This window comes from Henriciella pelagia, from assembly GCF_002088945.1.
In the GTDB taxonomy this organism is placed as follows: domain Bacteria; phylum Pseudomonadota; class Alphaproteobacteria; order Caulobacterales; family Hyphomonadaceae; genus Henriciella; species Henriciella pelagia.
The window spans coordinates 117,445-132,780 of record NZ_NCSU01000016.1; the positions used below are offsets into that span (position 1 = coordinate 117,445).

General features: G+C 61.3%; 14 protein-coding genes. 7 read left to right on the plus strand and 7 right to left on the minus strand.

Annotated elements, in window-relative coordinates:
* Window positions 1-73: 73 nt before the first annotated feature.
* The 3 genes from B8746_RS16655 to B8746_RS16665 form a co-directional block, all read right to left on the minus strand.
* Window positions 74-1,099 (minus strand): FecR family protein, encoded by a 1,026-nt coding sequence (locus B8746_RS16655; protein WP_084394838.1) that lies wholly within the window; start codon window positions 1,097-1,099, stop codon window positions 74-76.
* Complete coding sequence (locus B8746_RS16660) at window positions 1,083-1,652, minus strand: RNA polymerase sigma factor (RefSeq protein ID WP_084394839.1); 570 nt, start codon at window positions 1,650-1,652, stop codon at window positions 1,083-1,085. The genes B8746_RS16655 and B8746_RS16660 overlap by 17 nt, the downstream gene beginning before the upstream one ends.
* A 129-nt stretch (window positions 1,653-1,781) precedes the next feature.
* Window positions 1,782-2,981, minus strand: a complete 1,200-nt coding sequence (locus B8746_RS16665) for an acyl-CoA dehydrogenase family protein (RefSeq protein WP_084394840.1) — start codon at window positions 2,979-2,981, stop codon at window positions 1,782-1,784.
* 169 nt (window positions 2,982-3,150) lie between these two features.
* Here B8746_RS16665 and B8746_RS16670 point away from each other — a divergent pair, with 169 nt between their 5' ends.
* The 6 genes from B8746_RS16670 (at window position 3,151) to B8746_RS16695 (ending at window position 11,051) form a co-directional block, all read left to right on the plus strand.
* Window positions 3,151-3,417, plus strand: coding sequence for a DUF4212 domain-containing protein (locus B8746_RS16670; protein WP_084394841.1), 267 nt, complete (start codon window positions 3,151-3,153; stop codon window positions 3,415-3,417).
* An 11-nt stretch (window positions 3,418-3,428) separates the two neighbouring features.
* On the plus strand, window positions 3,429-5,216 hold the full coding sequence (locus B8746_RS16675) for a sodium:solute symporter family protein (protein ID WP_084394842.1): 1,788 nt from the start codon (window positions 3,429-3,431) through the stop codon (window positions 5,214-5,216).
* 93 nt (window positions 5,217-5,309) lie between these two features.
* Window positions 5,310-6,347 (plus strand): helix-turn-helix domain-containing protein, encoded by a 1,038-nt coding sequence (locus tag B8746_RS16680; protein ID WP_084394843.1) that lies wholly within the window; start codon window positions 5,310-5,312, stop codon window positions 6,345-6,347.
* A gap of 114 nt (window positions 6,348-6,461) precedes the next feature.
* Window positions 6,462-8,804: a TonB-dependent receptor gene (locus B8746_RS16685; protein WP_084394844.1), complete on the plus strand. Its 2,343-nt coding sequence runs from the start codon at window positions 6,462-6,464 to the stop codon at window positions 8,802-8,804.
* Between the two features lie 79 nt (window positions 8,805-8,883).
* Window positions 8,884-9,747 (plus strand): alpha/beta fold hydrolase, encoded by an 864-nt coding sequence (locus B8746_RS16690; protein ID WP_084394845.1) that lies wholly within the window; start codon window positions 8,884-8,886, stop codon window positions 9,745-9,747.
* Window positions 9,744-11,051: a spinster family MFS transporter gene (locus B8746_RS16695; RefSeq protein WP_084394846.1), complete on the plus strand. Its 1,308-nt coding sequence runs from the start codon at window positions 9,744-9,746 to the stop codon at window positions 11,049-11,051. Before B8746_RS16690 ends, B8746_RS16695 begins: the two co-directional genes overlap by 4 nt.
* Here the strand turns inward: B8746_RS16695 and B8746_RS16700 are convergent.
* The gene (locus tag B8746_RS16700) at window positions 11,048-11,875 is read right to left on the minus strand and encodes an enoyl-CoA hydratase (protein ID WP_198943759.1); all 828 of its coding nucleotides are present in this window, start codon (window positions 11,873-11,875) and stop codon (window positions 11,048-11,050) included. The two genes, B8746_RS16695 and B8746_RS16700, sit on opposite strands and share 4 nt — an antisense overlap.
* 186 nt (window positions 11,876-12,061) lie before the next feature.
* Here B8746_RS16700 and B8746_RS16705 point away from each other — a divergent pair, with 186 nt between their 5' ends.
* Complete coding sequence (locus B8746_RS16705) at window positions 12,062-13,462, plus strand: pilus assembly protein TadG-related protein (protein ID WP_084394847.1); 1,401 nt, start codon at window positions 12,062-12,064, stop codon at window positions 13,460-13,462.
* A gap of 30 nt (window positions 13,463-13,492) precedes the next feature.
* Here B8746_RS16705 and B8746_RS16710 read toward each other — a convergent pair whose 3' ends face one another.
* The 3 genes from B8746_RS16710 to B8746_RS16720 are packed head-to-tail and all read right to left on the minus strand — an operon-like array spanning window position 13,493 to window position 15,296.
* Window positions 13,493-14,011, minus strand: a complete 519-nt coding sequence (locus B8746_RS16710) for a CC0125/CC1285 family lipoprotein (RefSeq protein ID WP_084394848.1) — start codon at window positions 14,009-14,011, stop codon at window positions 13,493-13,495.
* Window positions 14,012-14,014: 3 nt separating this feature from the next.
* Window positions 14,015-14,809 carry an anti-sigma factor gene (locus B8746_RS16715; protein ID WP_084394849.1) on the minus strand — a complete coding sequence of 265 codons (795 nt, stop codon included), beginning with the start codon at window positions 14,807-14,809 and terminating at the stop codon, window positions 14,015-14,017.
* The gene (locus B8746_RS16720) at window positions 14,802-15,296 is read right to left on the minus strand and encodes an RNA polymerase sigma factor (RefSeq protein WP_084394850.1); all 495 of its coding nucleotides are present in this window, start codon (window positions 15,294-15,296) and stop codon (window positions 14,802-14,804) included. Before B8746_RS16720 ends, B8746_RS16715 begins: the two co-directional genes overlap by 8 nt.
* Window positions 15,297-15,336 lie beyond the last annotated feature (40 nt).

A 15,336-nucleotide genomic window follows, 5' to 3' on the forward strand; every position in this document is an offset into this window, starting at 1 on the left:
GCATCCGGATCTGCCCGGTTAAGGGATCAGACGAGCCGGCTCCCAATAGCCATCAAAAAAGTTCGCGGGCGGACTATTGCGGTGAGGAATGCACGCGAATTTCCTCCGCGTGCCAGACCACTTCCATGCCAAGACCATCGCGCAAAAGGCGCGCAAACGCATCGACATTGTTCGACTTGAAAGACCCGCCAATCGCAATCTGCGCGGCAGCATCATCAGCAATGACAAGCTTGGTCTCATTGTAACGGTTGAATTCGGCGGCCACCTTTGAGAGCGGCGTGTCGGCAAAGTCGAGCCGCCCCGTGCGCCAGCTCATTTCGCGCTGTGTCTCTGCCACATCCTGCTTCTCGACCAGCACCGAGCCGGCAGAGGTCAGCGCCCGCTGCCCACCCGCCACAAAGGTCAGCGGCACCTCTGCCGCGCGTTCCTCGATCTGGACGCGGCCTTCAGTGACCATCACCTCGATACCGGTCTCCAGTTTCTGTACCGAGAATTTCGTGCCGAGCACGGTGACCGTCTCGTCGCCCACCGCAATGGTGAAGGGACGCGATGGATCGTGCGCAATCTCGAAATAGGCCTCACCGCGCAGCAGTTCGACATGCCGGTGCTCATTGGTGACATCCGCCCGGATCACCGTGTCCGTATTCAGCTCGATAACCGAGCCATCGGGCAGCGTGACCGTCTCCTGCCCGCCAAGCTCCGTCTCGAAGGTCTGCGCCACCAGCGCGCTGCCCGCCATCTCCTCGCCCGTCCGGTTCATGACCGCAAGAACGGACAGCCCGGCCACGGCAAACAGCGCCACCGCTGCAGCCAGTTTCGCAACACCCGGAATGACCTGCCGGGGTGCTGGCCTGATATCGGTGAAGGCAGACAGGCGATCCGCCCGCTGCCAGGCCGCCAGCACTCGGAGAAACGCGGTGCGGTGCGCGAAAGACTCGCCAATCCATGTCGCGAAGGCCGCGTCTTCCCGGCAGAGATCCTCAACCGAAGTGCGCACAGCAAGACAGCCCGCCCCGTCAAACCGGGTCAGCCAGCCAGCCGCCTCGCGGTCCACATCCGCAGCAGGCGCTGTATGAGACAGGTCAGTTTTCGTCTTCAAACCGCTTCATCTCACCTGCTGTCCGCTGAGCCGTCTCATCGCGCCGCGACGTCGTCCGGTTCAGGGCATTTGCCAAGTGAAGGATGCCCTTCCTCAAATGTCTTTCCACTGTCGGCTCGGAAACTCGCAGGCGTTTTGCAGTTTCGCGCTGGGACAGCCCGTCCACCTTGCGCAGGAGGAATATCTCCCGCGTGCGGCGTGGCAATTTCTCCAGCTCTGCTTCAAGCATCCTGATCTCTTCGCGCGCTGTGATGACCTGCTGCATGCTGGCCTCATCTCTAGAGACGTTCAGCGTGTCCAAATCCATCACGGTTTCAATCGAAACAATCTTTGAACGCCGTACCTGGTCGATCAGCAGGTTACGCGCCGTCGTGAAAAGCAGCGCCTTGGGATAATCGGGAAGCTGCCGGCTCGCCGCCGCATAGACCCGCGCATACACTTCCTGCCGGAAGTCCTCCACATCCCCGCCATTGCGCCAGTTTGCCCGCAGGAAGCGGATCAGCGCCCCCTCCAGCGGCAGGATCTCATTCATGAACCAGTCATCCACCGACATGCCGCCAGCCCCTGCACTTCGCCCACCTGTCCGGCGAGGTCACAAGTGTTGGACGCACATCTGGAATTCTGCAAGCAAAAGCTTTAAGCCCCTGTCCTTTCAGAGAATTCTTTCAAAAAGGACAAGGCCCTACAGGCCGAGTATCAGCTTTGCCATCACATTGCGCTGGACCTCATTCGACCCACCATAGATCGAGGCAGCGCGATTGTTGAGGTATTTCGGCATCGCCGTCATGTGATGCGCCGGTCCGATCGCATCAACATTCGATCCCGGCTGGCGCGCCGCCATCTGCTCGACACCGCCATAATACCCTGCTGCCTCAATGGCGAGTTCGTCTATCTTCTGCAGTGTCTCAGTGCGGGCGGTCTTCAGCATGGATGAGGCCGGCCCCGGATTGCCACCAGCCGCAAGCGCAGCCGTGACGCGTTTCTCCGTAATGACAATCGACTCAAGCGTAATCTGCGTCTCGGCAAACTTGCGCATGAAGGCCGGGTCGTCGGCCAGCCGCCTGCCATTGGCAGGCTCAGCATGCGCAACCGCCTTCACCCGCTCCAGCGCCGCCTCGAGCCCAGCCGACGACCCGCCGCCACGTTCAAACTCCAGCAGGTATTTCGCGACCGTCCAGCCATCATTTTCCTCGCCGACCCGACCGGATTTCGGCACCCGGACATCGTCAAAGAAGACCTGGTTCACCTCATGCTCGCCAGCAATCGTGATGATCGGCTCGACGCGGATCCCCGGCGTCGTCATGTCGAGCAGCAGGAAGGTGATCCCCGTCTGCGGCTTGCCCTCATTCGAGGTCCGCACAAGGCAGAACATCTTGTTCGCGTGATGGGCCTGCGTCGTCCATATCTTCGACCCGTTGAGGATGTAGTCGTCGCCGTCAGACACGGCCCGCATCTGCAGGCTGGCCAGGTCCGAACCGGAGCCGGGCTCTGAATAGCCCTGGCACCAGTAATCTTCTCCGGCGAGGATGCGCGGCAGGTAATAGTCCTTCTGCTCCTGCGTTCCGTATCCCATGATGCAGGGGCCAACCATCTGCAGCCCCATGGGTGACAAGGTTGGCGTTCCGGCACGCGCACATTCGGAAGAGAAGATGTAGCGCTGCATTTCGTCCCAGCCGGTGCCACCATACTCCTTCGGCCAGTGCGGCGCGGCCCAGCCTTTCTCATGCAGGATTTTCTGCCAGGGCAGGTTGTGCTGCGGCTCACTGAACGAACTCGAATTCAGCCGCCCCGCCTCGGCGAGTTCCGGCGGCAGTTTCTCCTTCAGGAAAGTGCGGACCTCGTCGCGAAACTCGATGTGCTTGTCGTCCAGGGTGAGTTTCATCGTCAGTCCTCCATGATTTCATATCTGCGCAGCAGCGCTTACGGGAAGACTAGCGCCGCTCTGCCGCGCCGAGAAGCGATATCGCGGCGGAAAGCTGGCGCGCGCATTCGTGACATCGCGTGCAATCGGGATATACAAACCGAAACAATATCAATAGGAGGCAAGAGCGATGGACGACAAGCCGAGCGCGGAAAACAGCAAGGCATACTGGAAGGCAACCGTGCGTCTGACGCTTGGCCTGCTCTCCATCTGGTTCATCGTCTCCTATGGCGCCGGCATCCTCTTTCGGGACTTTCTCGACCAGGTCTCGATTGGCGGCGCCCCGCTCGGCTTCTGGTTCGCCCAGCAAGGCTCCATCTACGTCTTCGTGGTCCTCATCTTCATCTATTGCTGGGCCATGGCGCGCCTGGAACGCAAATACGGCGTGAAGGGCTAGGAGAGCGCATCATGGATCAGACCTTCTGGACGTATTTTTTCGTCGCGACCACGTTCGCCCTCTATATCGGCATCGCCATCTGGGCCCGCGCCGGCTCCACCGACGACTTCTATGTCGCCGGACATGACGTGCACCCGACTGTCAATGGCATGGCCACGGCGGCTGACTGGATGTCTGCGGCCAGCTTCCTCTCCATGGCCGGTCTCATCGCCTTCATGGGATATGGCGGCTCGGTCTACCTCATGGGCTGGACAGGCGGCTACGTCCTCCTCGCCCTCCTGCTCGCACCATTCCTTCGAGAATTCGGCAAGTTCACCGTGCCGGACTTTGTCGGCGACCGGTATTACTCCACCACCGCCCGCGTCATTGCCGTCATCTGCGCCCTCTTCGTGTCCTTCACCTATATTGCGGGCCAGATGAAAGGCGTCGGTGTCGCCTTTTCAGGCTTCCTCGGCGTGCCCTTCGAATGGGGCATCATCATCGGCATGGTGATCGTCTTCTTCTATGCCGTGCTCGGCGGCATGAAGGGCGTCACCTACACCCAGGTCGCCCAGTATTGCGTGCTGATCTTCGCCTACACGGTCCCCGCCATCTTCATGTCGATCATCATCACCGGCAACCCCGTCCCGCAACTCGGCTTTATCGGTGAGGCGAAAGGCGAAGGCATCTCCATGCTCGCCAAGCTGAACCAGGTCGTCACAGACCTCGGCTTCCTCGAATACACCCAGACCAACAAGACCACGTTCGACGTCTTCTGCATCACCGCCGCCTTGATGTTCGGCACGGCTGGCCTGCCGCACGTCATCATCCGCTTCTTCACGGTGAAGTCGGCCGGCGCTGCACGCGTGTCTGCAGGCTGGGCGCTCGTCTTCATCGCGCTTCTCTACACCACCGCCCCGGCGGTCGGCGCGTTTGCGCGGATCAACTTCATCGATACGGTCAACGAGTCCACTTACATCGCCGACGATGAGGATTATGACGCCCGCGCCGCCGAGATCACGGCAGATGGCGGCAAGCCCGTGCCCACCTGGTACAAGGACTGGGAATCCACCGGCCTGCTCGATTACGAGGACAAGAATGGCGACGGCGTCATGCAGTATCGCGGCCCCAACGCGCCGGACGGCGTCGAGAATGAAGTCTCGCCGAACAATGACATCTTCGTCCTCGCCAATCCGCAGATCGCGAACCTGCCGGGCTGGGTGATCGGCCTCGTCGTGGCCGGTGGTCTCGCCGCCGCGCTCTCGACGGCCGCTGGCCTGCTCATGGTGATCAGCTCTGCCGTCAGCCATGATCTTTGCAGGCGAACCCTGTTCAAATCCATGAATGACAAGACAGAGCTTCGCGTCGCCAGAGGGGCCGCCGCCGGGGCGGTGCTTGCCGCAGGCCTGCTCGGCATATTCTCCAATGATCTCGGCTTCGTCGCGCAGGTCGTCGCCTTTGCCTTCGGCCTCGCAGCGGCCTCGCTCTTCCCGGTCATCTTCCTCGGCATTTTCTGGAAGCGGATGAACAAGGAAGGCGCCATCGCCGCCATGTTGACGGGCCTGGTGACGACTTTCGGCTATATCTACTGGTTCAAATTCGTCGACACAGCCTCCGCCAACTGGCTGTTCGGCGTCTCACCGGAAGGCATCGGCTTTGTCTTCATGTGGCTCGCGGCCGCTGTCGGCATCGGCGTGGCGCTCGCTACCAAGGCCCCGCCGCAGGATGTGCAGGACCTCGTCGAGGACATCCGCGTCCCCGGCACCCGCACCGCCCACGGCACCGGCGATGCCGACATGGCACCGCTGCGGAGCGACTAGCCGTAGTCACGGTTCCTTGAAGTCTCAAAGGTTCGCTCTGGACAATATTTACGTTTTTCGCTGACAATGACGTTCAGCGAAACATGAACCGGCATGGCACAGGCAACGATCCTTCTTGAGCAGATAAGGCCAATTCTCGAACTGGCCGAGACGAGCGGTATCGACATCGCCTCTCTGGTGCAAAAGCCAGTCAGGCCTGGCGCCCCCATGCGCGATGACACCCTGCCAGCCGACATTTCGATCGCAGACTATTTCCGCCTCCAGCGCGATATCGCCCGCGCTTCGGACGACCTCACCGCCCGCTTCTCGTCCCGCAAGCTCACCTACAAGACCGGCCATTTCGTCGTGTCGCAGCTGCAACAGGCCAAGTCGCTCCTCGCGGCAATGGAAAGCCTGGTCGAGCATTTCAACATGATGCATGGCGACGCCTACAACTCGCTGCGCTTTTCCGGCAATCGCGTTTCACTCGTTGTTGATGACAGCTCGTTTCCCTACCGGTTTCGCGGCAATCAGGACCTTGTCGAACTTATCGGCGACTGCCTGCTCATCAAGACGCACTGTCTGCTCGACAGCCTGTCCAATGGCCGCGCCGACGAAGCGCTGCAGCGTGTGCGCCTTCTGCGCCGGCGCGGCACAGTCATCGAGAGCCAGAACCGCTTCTGGTCCGTCTCGGTCGACTATGGCACGCCGACCTATGAGCTGGTCTACGATTTCGACCTCGCCTGCCAGCCGCTGCGCATCCGCGACGCCGTCGACCTCAGCACCGATGGCCTCTTTGCGCGCGTCATTTCCTACCTCGAAGACCATGCCGCCCAGGAAGACCATAAAAGCGTCACCGCGCGCACACTGGACCTCATTGATGGGGGGCTCACCCTGCAGAATGATGTCGCGCGCAAGCTTGGCATGAGCGTTGCCACCCATCGCCGCCGCCTGTCTGAAGAAGGCAGCCATTTCCGCAACCTGCTACTGGAAACCAAGCTGCGCCGCGCCGAAGCGATGCTGAAGCGCGGCTGCTCGGTCGCTCATACGACTGAAGAGCTCAGCTATTCCGACATCCGTGCCTTCAACCGCGCCTTCAAGCGCTGGAAAGGCCTCACCCCGGCAGCTTTTGCTCAGGCTTTCCAGTCATAGCGGACACCCTTGAGCGAAAGTGTTCACTCGCGCTGACGCGATCGGTCATATCGACTTGTCAGAAATCAGTGAAGGTCTCCCCATTGCGCAAAAGTCGCATATTGGGAGGACCTCATGAAACTTTACACGCCGCACGCCGTGCGTCTCGCTCTCGTATCCGCAACGGCCCTGACCGCCGGTCTCGCCGTCCACGCGCAGGATACGTCCACCACCGAACAGGCCGACGACCAGCGCCGCTTCAACACGGTCACCGTCACCGCGCAGCGCCGCGAGGAAAACCTTGTCGATGTCCCGGTCTCCGTCTCCGCCTTTGATGGCGATTTGCTCGCCGACCTTGGCGTTGCAGACCTCACTGAAATCGCAAAGATCTCGCCGAACGTGACCCTCGAAGTCTCGCGCGGCACCAATACGACCCTCTCCGCCTTCATCCGCGGCGTCGGCCAGCAGGACCCGGTTGCCGGCTTTGAGTCCGGTGTCGGCATCTATGTCGATGATGTCTACCTCAACCGCCCGCAGGGCGGTGTCCTCGATGTCTATGATGTCGAGCGCGTCGAAGTCCTGCGCGGCCCGCAGGGCACGCTTTACGGCCGCAACACGATTGGCGGCGCGGTCAAATACATCACGCGCGGCCTCTCCGATGAGCCGACCTATGAGGTGAACCTGCGCGCGGGCAGCTACGGGCAGCTCGACGGTATCGTGACGACTTCGCTGCCAGTGAACGACAGCTTCCGCGTCGGCGCAGCGGTTGCCAGCCTGAACCGCGACGGCTTCGGCGAGAACCTCTTCACCGGCGAAGAAAACTATAACAAGAAGCTTTTCGGTGCCCGCGTCTCGGCGGAACTCGATGTCTCGGACACGTTCCAGCTTCGCGCCGCCGCTGATTATTCGCTCGACAAGTCGAATGCCCGCCAGGGCCATCGCCTGATTCCGGACCAGTACCCGTCCTTTGACTATCCGGTCCTTGGCAACGTCTTCGATACCCGCGCCGGTCTCGACGTGATCCCGCAGCGCGTCGAAGCCTATGGCGGCTCCCTCGTCGCAGAGCTTGAGCTCAACCCGAACTGGACGGTCAAGAACATCCTGGCCTATCGCGAGGACGAGAGCACCTCGCCGATCGACTTCGACTCCCTACCGGAAGCCGACCTCGACGTGCCGGCCATCTACGAGAACGACCAGTTCTCCGAGGAACTTCAATTCCTCTATTCCGGTGACCGCCTGAACGGTCTTGTCGGTTTCTACTATCTCGACGCCAATGCCTCGACCGTGTTCGACGTCGCCCTGTTCACCACCGGCGACCTGCTCAATCTTTCGGGCCTCAATGCGCAGACTTTCGGTGACGTGAACACCAATACCTGGTCGCTGTTCGGCGACTTCACCTATGACCTCACCGATCAGTGGTCCGTCTCGCTCGGTGCACGCTATACCGAAGACACCCGCAAGTCGCAGGTCCTCCGTCGCACCTATATTGGCGGCTTCTCTGAGTTCTTCGGCGGAAACCCGCTCCTCATCGCAACCACCTCGGATTTCAATGGCGAGGCTGACTTCGACGATTTCAGCCCACGCGTTTCGGTTTCCTACAAGCCGACGCCGGACACCAATATCTACGCGACCTATTCGCAGGGCTTCAAAGGCGGCTCCTTTGACCCGCGCGGACAGACCACGGCTGCGCCTGACATCAACCAGGACGGCTCGGTCTCCGACGACGAGATCTTCACCTTCATGCAGTTCGACCCGGAAGAGGTCGACTCCTATGAAATCGGTTACAAGGCGAGCCAGCTCGGCGGTGCGGTCAATTACAGCCTCGCAGCCTTCTATTCCGACTATAAGGACGTGCAGGTGCCCGGCTCGATCGGCGTCGACACCGATGGTGACGGCGTCAGCGACTCCTTCAGCGGTGTCACCACCAATGCCGGTGCGGCCACGATCTGGGGCGTCGAATTCGAAGGTACCGCGACCGTCGCAGAAGACCTCGCGAAACCGGGTGACCTTCTCAACCTCGGCTGGTCGGTGGGCTATCTCGATGCCCAGTATGATGAGTTCATCGACGCCTTCGGCAATGATGTCTCCGACCAGCGCGTAATCCAGAACACGCCAGACTGGACGGCGAACGGCCGTGTTTCATACGACACGCCATTTGCCGGCGGTAACCTGCTGCTCAACACGCAGCTCTCCTATCGCGGCGATTCCAGCCAGTTCGAGGTGCCGAATGCGTATCTCGACCAGGAAGCCTTCACGCTCTGGGACGCGAGTGTGCGCTGGGAGACTGCCGATGGCCGTTGGGGCTTCCAGCTCACCGGCAAGAACCTCACCGATGAAGAATACATCGTTGCGGGCTATAACTTCGTAACGGTCAACAATAACGGCACCGTCACGCCGACGCTTGGCCTCGAAGGAACGCTGACCGCCTTCTATGGCGATCCGCGCACTGTAACCGCAGGCATCGACTACAAATTCTAGCCTGTGTTTACCTCCCGGCGGATGTGGACGAGAGATGCGTCGACCGTCCACATCCCAGCCGGCAGGACACCCATTATCCATGACCGACATCCATCATAAATCCGACGACGGCCTGTCCCTTTATGCCAGGGCCTACGGACCGGACACGGCGCCGCTCACCGTGCTGTGCATGCATGGACTGACGCGCAACCACAAGGATTTCGAGCCGATGATCGCGGCGCTGGGCAGCCAGTACCGCTTTATTGCCGTCGATGTGCGTGGACGCGGCCAGTCGGATCGTTCTGGCGACGCGAGCACCTACACACCGGTTCGCTATGCCGGTGACATGATCGGCCTGCTCAATCACCTTGATCTCGGCAAGGTTGCCCTGATCGGCACCTCCATGGGCGGCCTCATGGCCATGCTGATGGCGAAAGCTGTGCCTGAGCGGATTCGCGGCATTGTGCTGAATGATATCGGCCCGGTCGTCGAACCCACCGGACTGGCGCGCATCGCAGCCTATGCCAGCACGCCCGAACCGGTCGGCGACTGGACCACCGCCGCCGCAAAAACTGCCGCCAGCCAGTCCATCGCCTTTCCCGACTATGAGGACAGGGACTGGCTCGCCTTCGCCCGCCGCACCTGGCGCGAAACCGCCAATGGCCAGCTTGAACTCGATTACGATCCGCAGATCACCCAGTCCCTCGGCGAGTCGAAACCAGGCCTGCTTGTCCGCCTCTCCATGTGGCGCCTGTTCAATTCGCTGAAACCCTTCCCGCTCCTCATCACACGCGGCGAGACGTCTGACGTGCTGTCTCCGAAAACCGCAAAGCGGATGATCAGGCGTCATCCGGATGCAAAACTCGTCACCATTCCCGGCCGCGGCCACGCGCCCATGCTCGACGAGCCAGTGGCCGTCAGCGCCATTTCCGACTTCCTGAACAAGATCGAGGCCCAGTCATGACAACAGTCACAGCGACGAAACCCGCCGCCATTCCCGGCCGCGCCTGGGTCCTCATCATCCTTACCCTCGTCTACACGTTCAACCATGTCGACCGGCAGATCCTGATCACGGTGATCGAGCCGATCAAGGCGGAGTTCGGTCTGTCGGATGGCCAGATAGGCTGGCTCACGGGCCTCGCCTTTGCCGCGCTCTACGCAACGCTTGGCATTCCCGTTGCCATGTGGGCCGACCGGGGCAATCGCCGCAACATCATCACCCTTGCCCTCACCATCTGGTCCGGCATGACGGCGCTCACCGGCTTTGCGCAGAATTTCTGGCACCTCTTCCTGGCACGCATGGGCGTCGGCATCGGCGAGTCCGGCGGCACCCCGCCCGCCACAAGCATGATCGCCGATCTCTACCCGCCTCAGCAGCGCGCTTTTGCGCTCGGCGTCTACACCTGCGGCATCGGCTTCGGCATCATGATCGGCTACATTCTCGGCGCCTATGTCTACGCCCATTTCGGCTGGCGCGCCGCCTTCTTCGCGGCCGGCATACCAGGCCTGATCCTCGCTCTCCTCGTCCGCTTCACCGTGAAGGAGCCCATTCGCGGCCATTCCGACGCCAGCCAGCCGGACGAAGACGCGCCGGGCTTTCTCGAGACCATGAAATTCATGTTCGGCCAGCGCAGCTACATGCTCATCCTGCTCGGCTGCCTGCTCATCTGCATTTCGGCCAACGCCTTCGTCGCCTTCACCTCCAGCTACCTGCAGCGCACCTTTGACCTGCAGCCGCAGGACGTGTCCCTCCCGCTCGGCCTGCTAATTGGCGGTGTCGGCGGTGCCGGCGCAATGATCCTCGGCGCGGTCTGTGACCGTCTTTCCTCAAAGGACCTTCGCTGGCGCCCCTGGATGATCGCCGTCACCAGCGCCGTCGCCCTGCCCTTCGCCTGGATGGTGCTGAGCGCCAGCAGCGTCGAGATGGCCTATGTCTGGAATATCGTGCCGAGCTTTGTCGGCCTCATCTACGCTTCCATCGCCTACACCGCGACGCAGGAGCTGGTGAAGGTGCGCATGCGCTCGGTCGGTGCCGCCTTCACCCTGTTCAGCCTCACCCTGATCGGCATTGGTGGGGGCCCGCTCATTGCTGGCACGATCAGCGACTATTTCCTCGCCGCCGGTCATGAAGCGCCGCTCGCAGACGCCCTCAAGGTCATCCTCGGCTTCAACGCAGCCAGCATTGTCTGCCTGTTCCTCGCCGGCTTCGACTATCGCAAGGATGTCGCCCGCGCGATGGCAAGGTCGGGCGCTGTCGAACCAGCCTAGCGCCCCTTGAAGACGGCCCTGCGCTTTTCGAGAAAGGCGCGGTGGCCCTCAACGAGGTCTTCGCTGCTTGTCGCCTTCGCAATCGCCGCTTCAACCCGTCCGAAATCCATGTCGGCGGCCGTGCCTGCGGCATGATTGACCGACAGCTTTGCGGCAGAGACTGAAAGCGGCGCATTCGCCGTGATCGTGGCCGCCAGCTCTGCCACGCGCGCCTCAACCTGTCCGGCGGGCACCGCCTCATGGATGACGCCCCAGTCCAGCGCCTCATCCGTCCCGAATATACTTGCCGTGTAGAGGATCTGCTTGGCCCGCGCCGGCCCGACAATGGCAACCAGCATCTCCACCCCGCCATAGGGATAGCCGATACCGAGCTTCGCTGCCGGGATTCCGAATTTCGATCCTTCGCTCGCAATACGCAGGTCACAGCACAGCGCCGTCGCCATGCCGCCACCGACGCATGCGCCCTGGATCATGGCGAGGGTCGGCAGCCTGCAATTAGCGATCGCCTCATAGGCAAGCTCGGCATCCTTGCGAAAAGCACCGTCATTACTCGCCTTCTCCAGCCGGGTCTCGAATTCGGAAATGTCCGCGCCCGACACGAAGGCCTTGCCGCCCGCGCCAGTGAGGATCACGATCTTCACGTCCGGATCGTCCTCGAAAGCCTGCAGGATGACCGGAATGGCTTCCCACATCTCCTTCGAGACCGCATTGCGGCGGTCCGGATTGTTGAAGACCAGCCAGCCGGCCCCGCCATCGGCGATCCCCACCAGCTTGTCCAGCGAACCTTCAACCCGCCGCCCTTCCGGCATTACCCATTCGCTCATCATATCGTCTCCGGTTAATCTGGACCGCCCCGGTGGTACTGCCCCATGCCGGAATTTCCAGCCCGGACAGCCACCGGATCGACTTTTTCAACGCGGCCATTCGATCAAATTTATTCTATTGCGCGAACCAAAACCTGACACTTCTGTGACAATTGGTGCTGTAATCAGCCCTACAGGTTACCGTTCATGACAACACGTTCGGCATTTAACGTGATCGGCCACTGGCGACGCAATATGCGCGGTACGACGGCCATGATGTTTGCGCTGGTTCTGCTGCCACTGCTGTGCCTCGCTGGCTTTGCCATCGACAATAGCCGCCATTCGAACCGGCAGAACAAGGTGCAGCACGCCCTCGACTTTGCCGCCCTCGCCGTCGCGCGCGAGAGCCTCGTGAACAAGCGCAGCGACACGGAAATCCAGGCCATGGCCCAGGAATTCTTCGACAGCGAACTCGACCTCACTGGCGTCATGCAGCTCGATGCCGTCATCGCCAAACGCGAAGACGATGAAGTCAGCCTCAGCGTGCAAGGGTCGATGCCAACCGGCATCATGTCGATTATCGGCCGCAAGACGTTGCCGGTTCATGCCGTGTCCGTGGCCGCCTTCGGCGATCCGTCCAGGGCCGAAATAGCGCTTGTGCTCGACACATCCTACTCCATGACCGGCACGCGCCATCTTGCCCTGACTAAGGCGGCGAATGACTTTATCGACATGCTGATCGACCCGAAATCGGACGCTGTGAGAGCCTCCATCGTGCCCTTCGCCGACTATGTGAATGTCGGTACCAGTCACAAGGGCGAATCCTGGCTCGATGTTGAACCCGACCGCACCGATCGCTGGACCAGCTGCAGCGCGCCATCCGGCTGGCACAAGAAGAACTGTACCTGGTCTACCTACAAGTGCACCAGGGATGGCATTGGCTCGACCTGCGGACGCTGGGAGTGCGGCGGCAAGACCCCGCCAAAGGTCTGCAAACCGGCCTCATCGACAAAGACCTGGCATGGCTGCGTGAAGTCGCGCTCCGACCCGCTCAACATCCAGGACAAGAGCTATGCGACCAAACGCGTCGAAGGGTTTGTGACGGGCAGCAGCTGGCCATGCCCATCGCCAATTGTCCCGCTGACCAATGACGCCAAGGCGCTCAAGTCCGCCGTGGCAAAGCTGGCCATCAAGAACGAGACCTATATCCCGACCGGCCTCAGCTGGGGCATGCGCACGCTGTCCAGCCACGAGCCCTTCACCGAAGGCACCGAGGCAGCGAGCTTCGCGGCAAGCGGCGGGCGCAAGGCCATCGTGCTGATGTCCGACGGTGCCAACACAAAGGCGCCGAGCGGGAACGGCATGCACACCAGGAATGACGAAGCGGCCGCCAACAAGATCACCAGGGCGGCGTGCAACGAGATCAAGGCGAATGGCATAGAGCTCTACACCATCGCCTTCGAGATCACCGATACGACGACCAAGGACATGCTGAGGGAGTGCGCCTCCAGCACGGCCAATTATTTCGACGCTTCGGACGCCCTGAAGCTGCAGGCCGCCTTCGCCAATATTGGGGAGAATTTCCGCGAGATCGCCATCGCCCGATAAGACGGGCGATGGCTATTCGCCGGAGGATGTTCAGTCCGCCAGGTTTGCGAAGACTTCGGACGCGTCATAGAGCGACGGGCTGACGCTCGCATCCTTGTCGGAAAGGATGATCTCGAGCATCACGACAGTCGTGTTCCGCTCGGTCTCGATATCATGGTAGAACGGGTCGTCCGGGAAGCGCGACACGGTTGTCGAGCATCCGAGCAGACCGCAATTGCGCTGCACCACAGTGTCGCCGCGACCCGGCATATGATGCGTGCGCTCGCGCTCAGTGTCGCGATTGGCAGACTGCGAAACGATCTCGAACGTGTCGAACCCTTTCTGCAGGGTGAGTTCCGCCGCCCGGCGAAGCGCCAGCGACTGGGCTTTCGCGACATCATCATCATTCAGCCGGTAGCCGACCTGATAGCGATTGGTCTCGATCTGCGTGTCCGTATAGCCGGATGACCGGCTGTTCGCCGCCTCGCGATAGGTCGGCGTGCTTGCGCATGCGGCGGTAAGGGCGAGGCTGCCTGCAAGGACAGCGATTTTGAGTCTGAGAGCACCCATTGCTTACTCCGTTTCTGCCTGTTGTTTTGTCCAGTCGGACGAAATGAGATCAGCTTCCACCGCAAGGTCGAGCGGGGCATCGCTCATCGCGGCATCGAGGAACGCCTCGACGCTTTGCGATCCCGCGGCAGAAGCTGTTCGGTATGCCCCACGGGAGGTGGATGGAGCCTCACCGAAAGTGGCGATGGCTATGCGCCAGGCGTTTTCTGCCCGACAAGCCACCAGCCTGCCGTCCGTTCTGGACGAGCTGACATCGGCAACACGGCAAAATCCGTCATCACTCGCGAAAGTGAATCGGGGCGTTACCGTGGCCCCATTGCCGATGTCATTCTGTGTGCCGCTCGCGGCGACTTCGAGCACCTGCCCGAGGCCGCTATCGGCGTAATAGGTTCCGCTGAGAGTATCGACGCTGGCCACCTGGGCCGGGATCGCCGTAGTCAGCGTCATGGTCCCGGCAGCGACGACGACACCTGCTGCAATCGCGCGGTGTTTTTCGACGAAGGCACCGGCCCGCTTCCAGAACGGAAACTCGACCACATTGGAGGGTGCGTCATTGCCGACAGCGCCGATTTCGAGATCATCGATCAGGGCGCTGAGGCCAGCGCTCATCGGAACATCGTCAATCTCACTCGCTGCGGCATCGAAGTCCGCCTGCGCAGCCGCGAGCGCTTCCAGACGGGCTGCAACAGCCTCGTCTTCGGCGATCATCGCCTCGGTCGCGGCCATGTCCTCAGGCGAAAGTTCGCCGTCGAGATAGGCGCTGAGACGGATATCTAGATCTTTCAGGGCATCAGTCATGATAGCCTGTCCTTTCTGCAACCATGGCACGCGCCCTGCCGAGCCGGCTCATGATCGTTCCAATCGGGGTGTCCAGCATCGCCGCAGCTTCCTTGTAGGAAGCCCCGCCAAGTCCGACGACCGTCATCACTTCGCGATAGGCGTCCGGCAGCTCGTCGATGGCCTGGCGTGTCTTCGCCATCATCATCTGGTCTGCGGCGACCTTTTCGCTCGACAAGGTGTCAGCGGGCTGGTCCTTCAGTTCAGGAACAGCGTCCATTCGCGTCTTTGCCGCGCGAAGGCCATCGATCCATAGGTTCCGGCACACTCTGAACATCCACTTCTTCAATTCGACATCGTCCGGGACACCCCGGTCGAGGACGCGCTCAATTACAGTCTGAACGAGATCGTCAGCATCCGCGGCGTTCCGCGTCAGCGAGTAGGCGAAGCGCCGCACATGCGGCATCGCTTCGACAATCTCGTTGTTAAGACCAGGCCTGTTAGTCATTTCACCTCATTCACGTTCCAGCTGCGGTTTTATTCCCGGC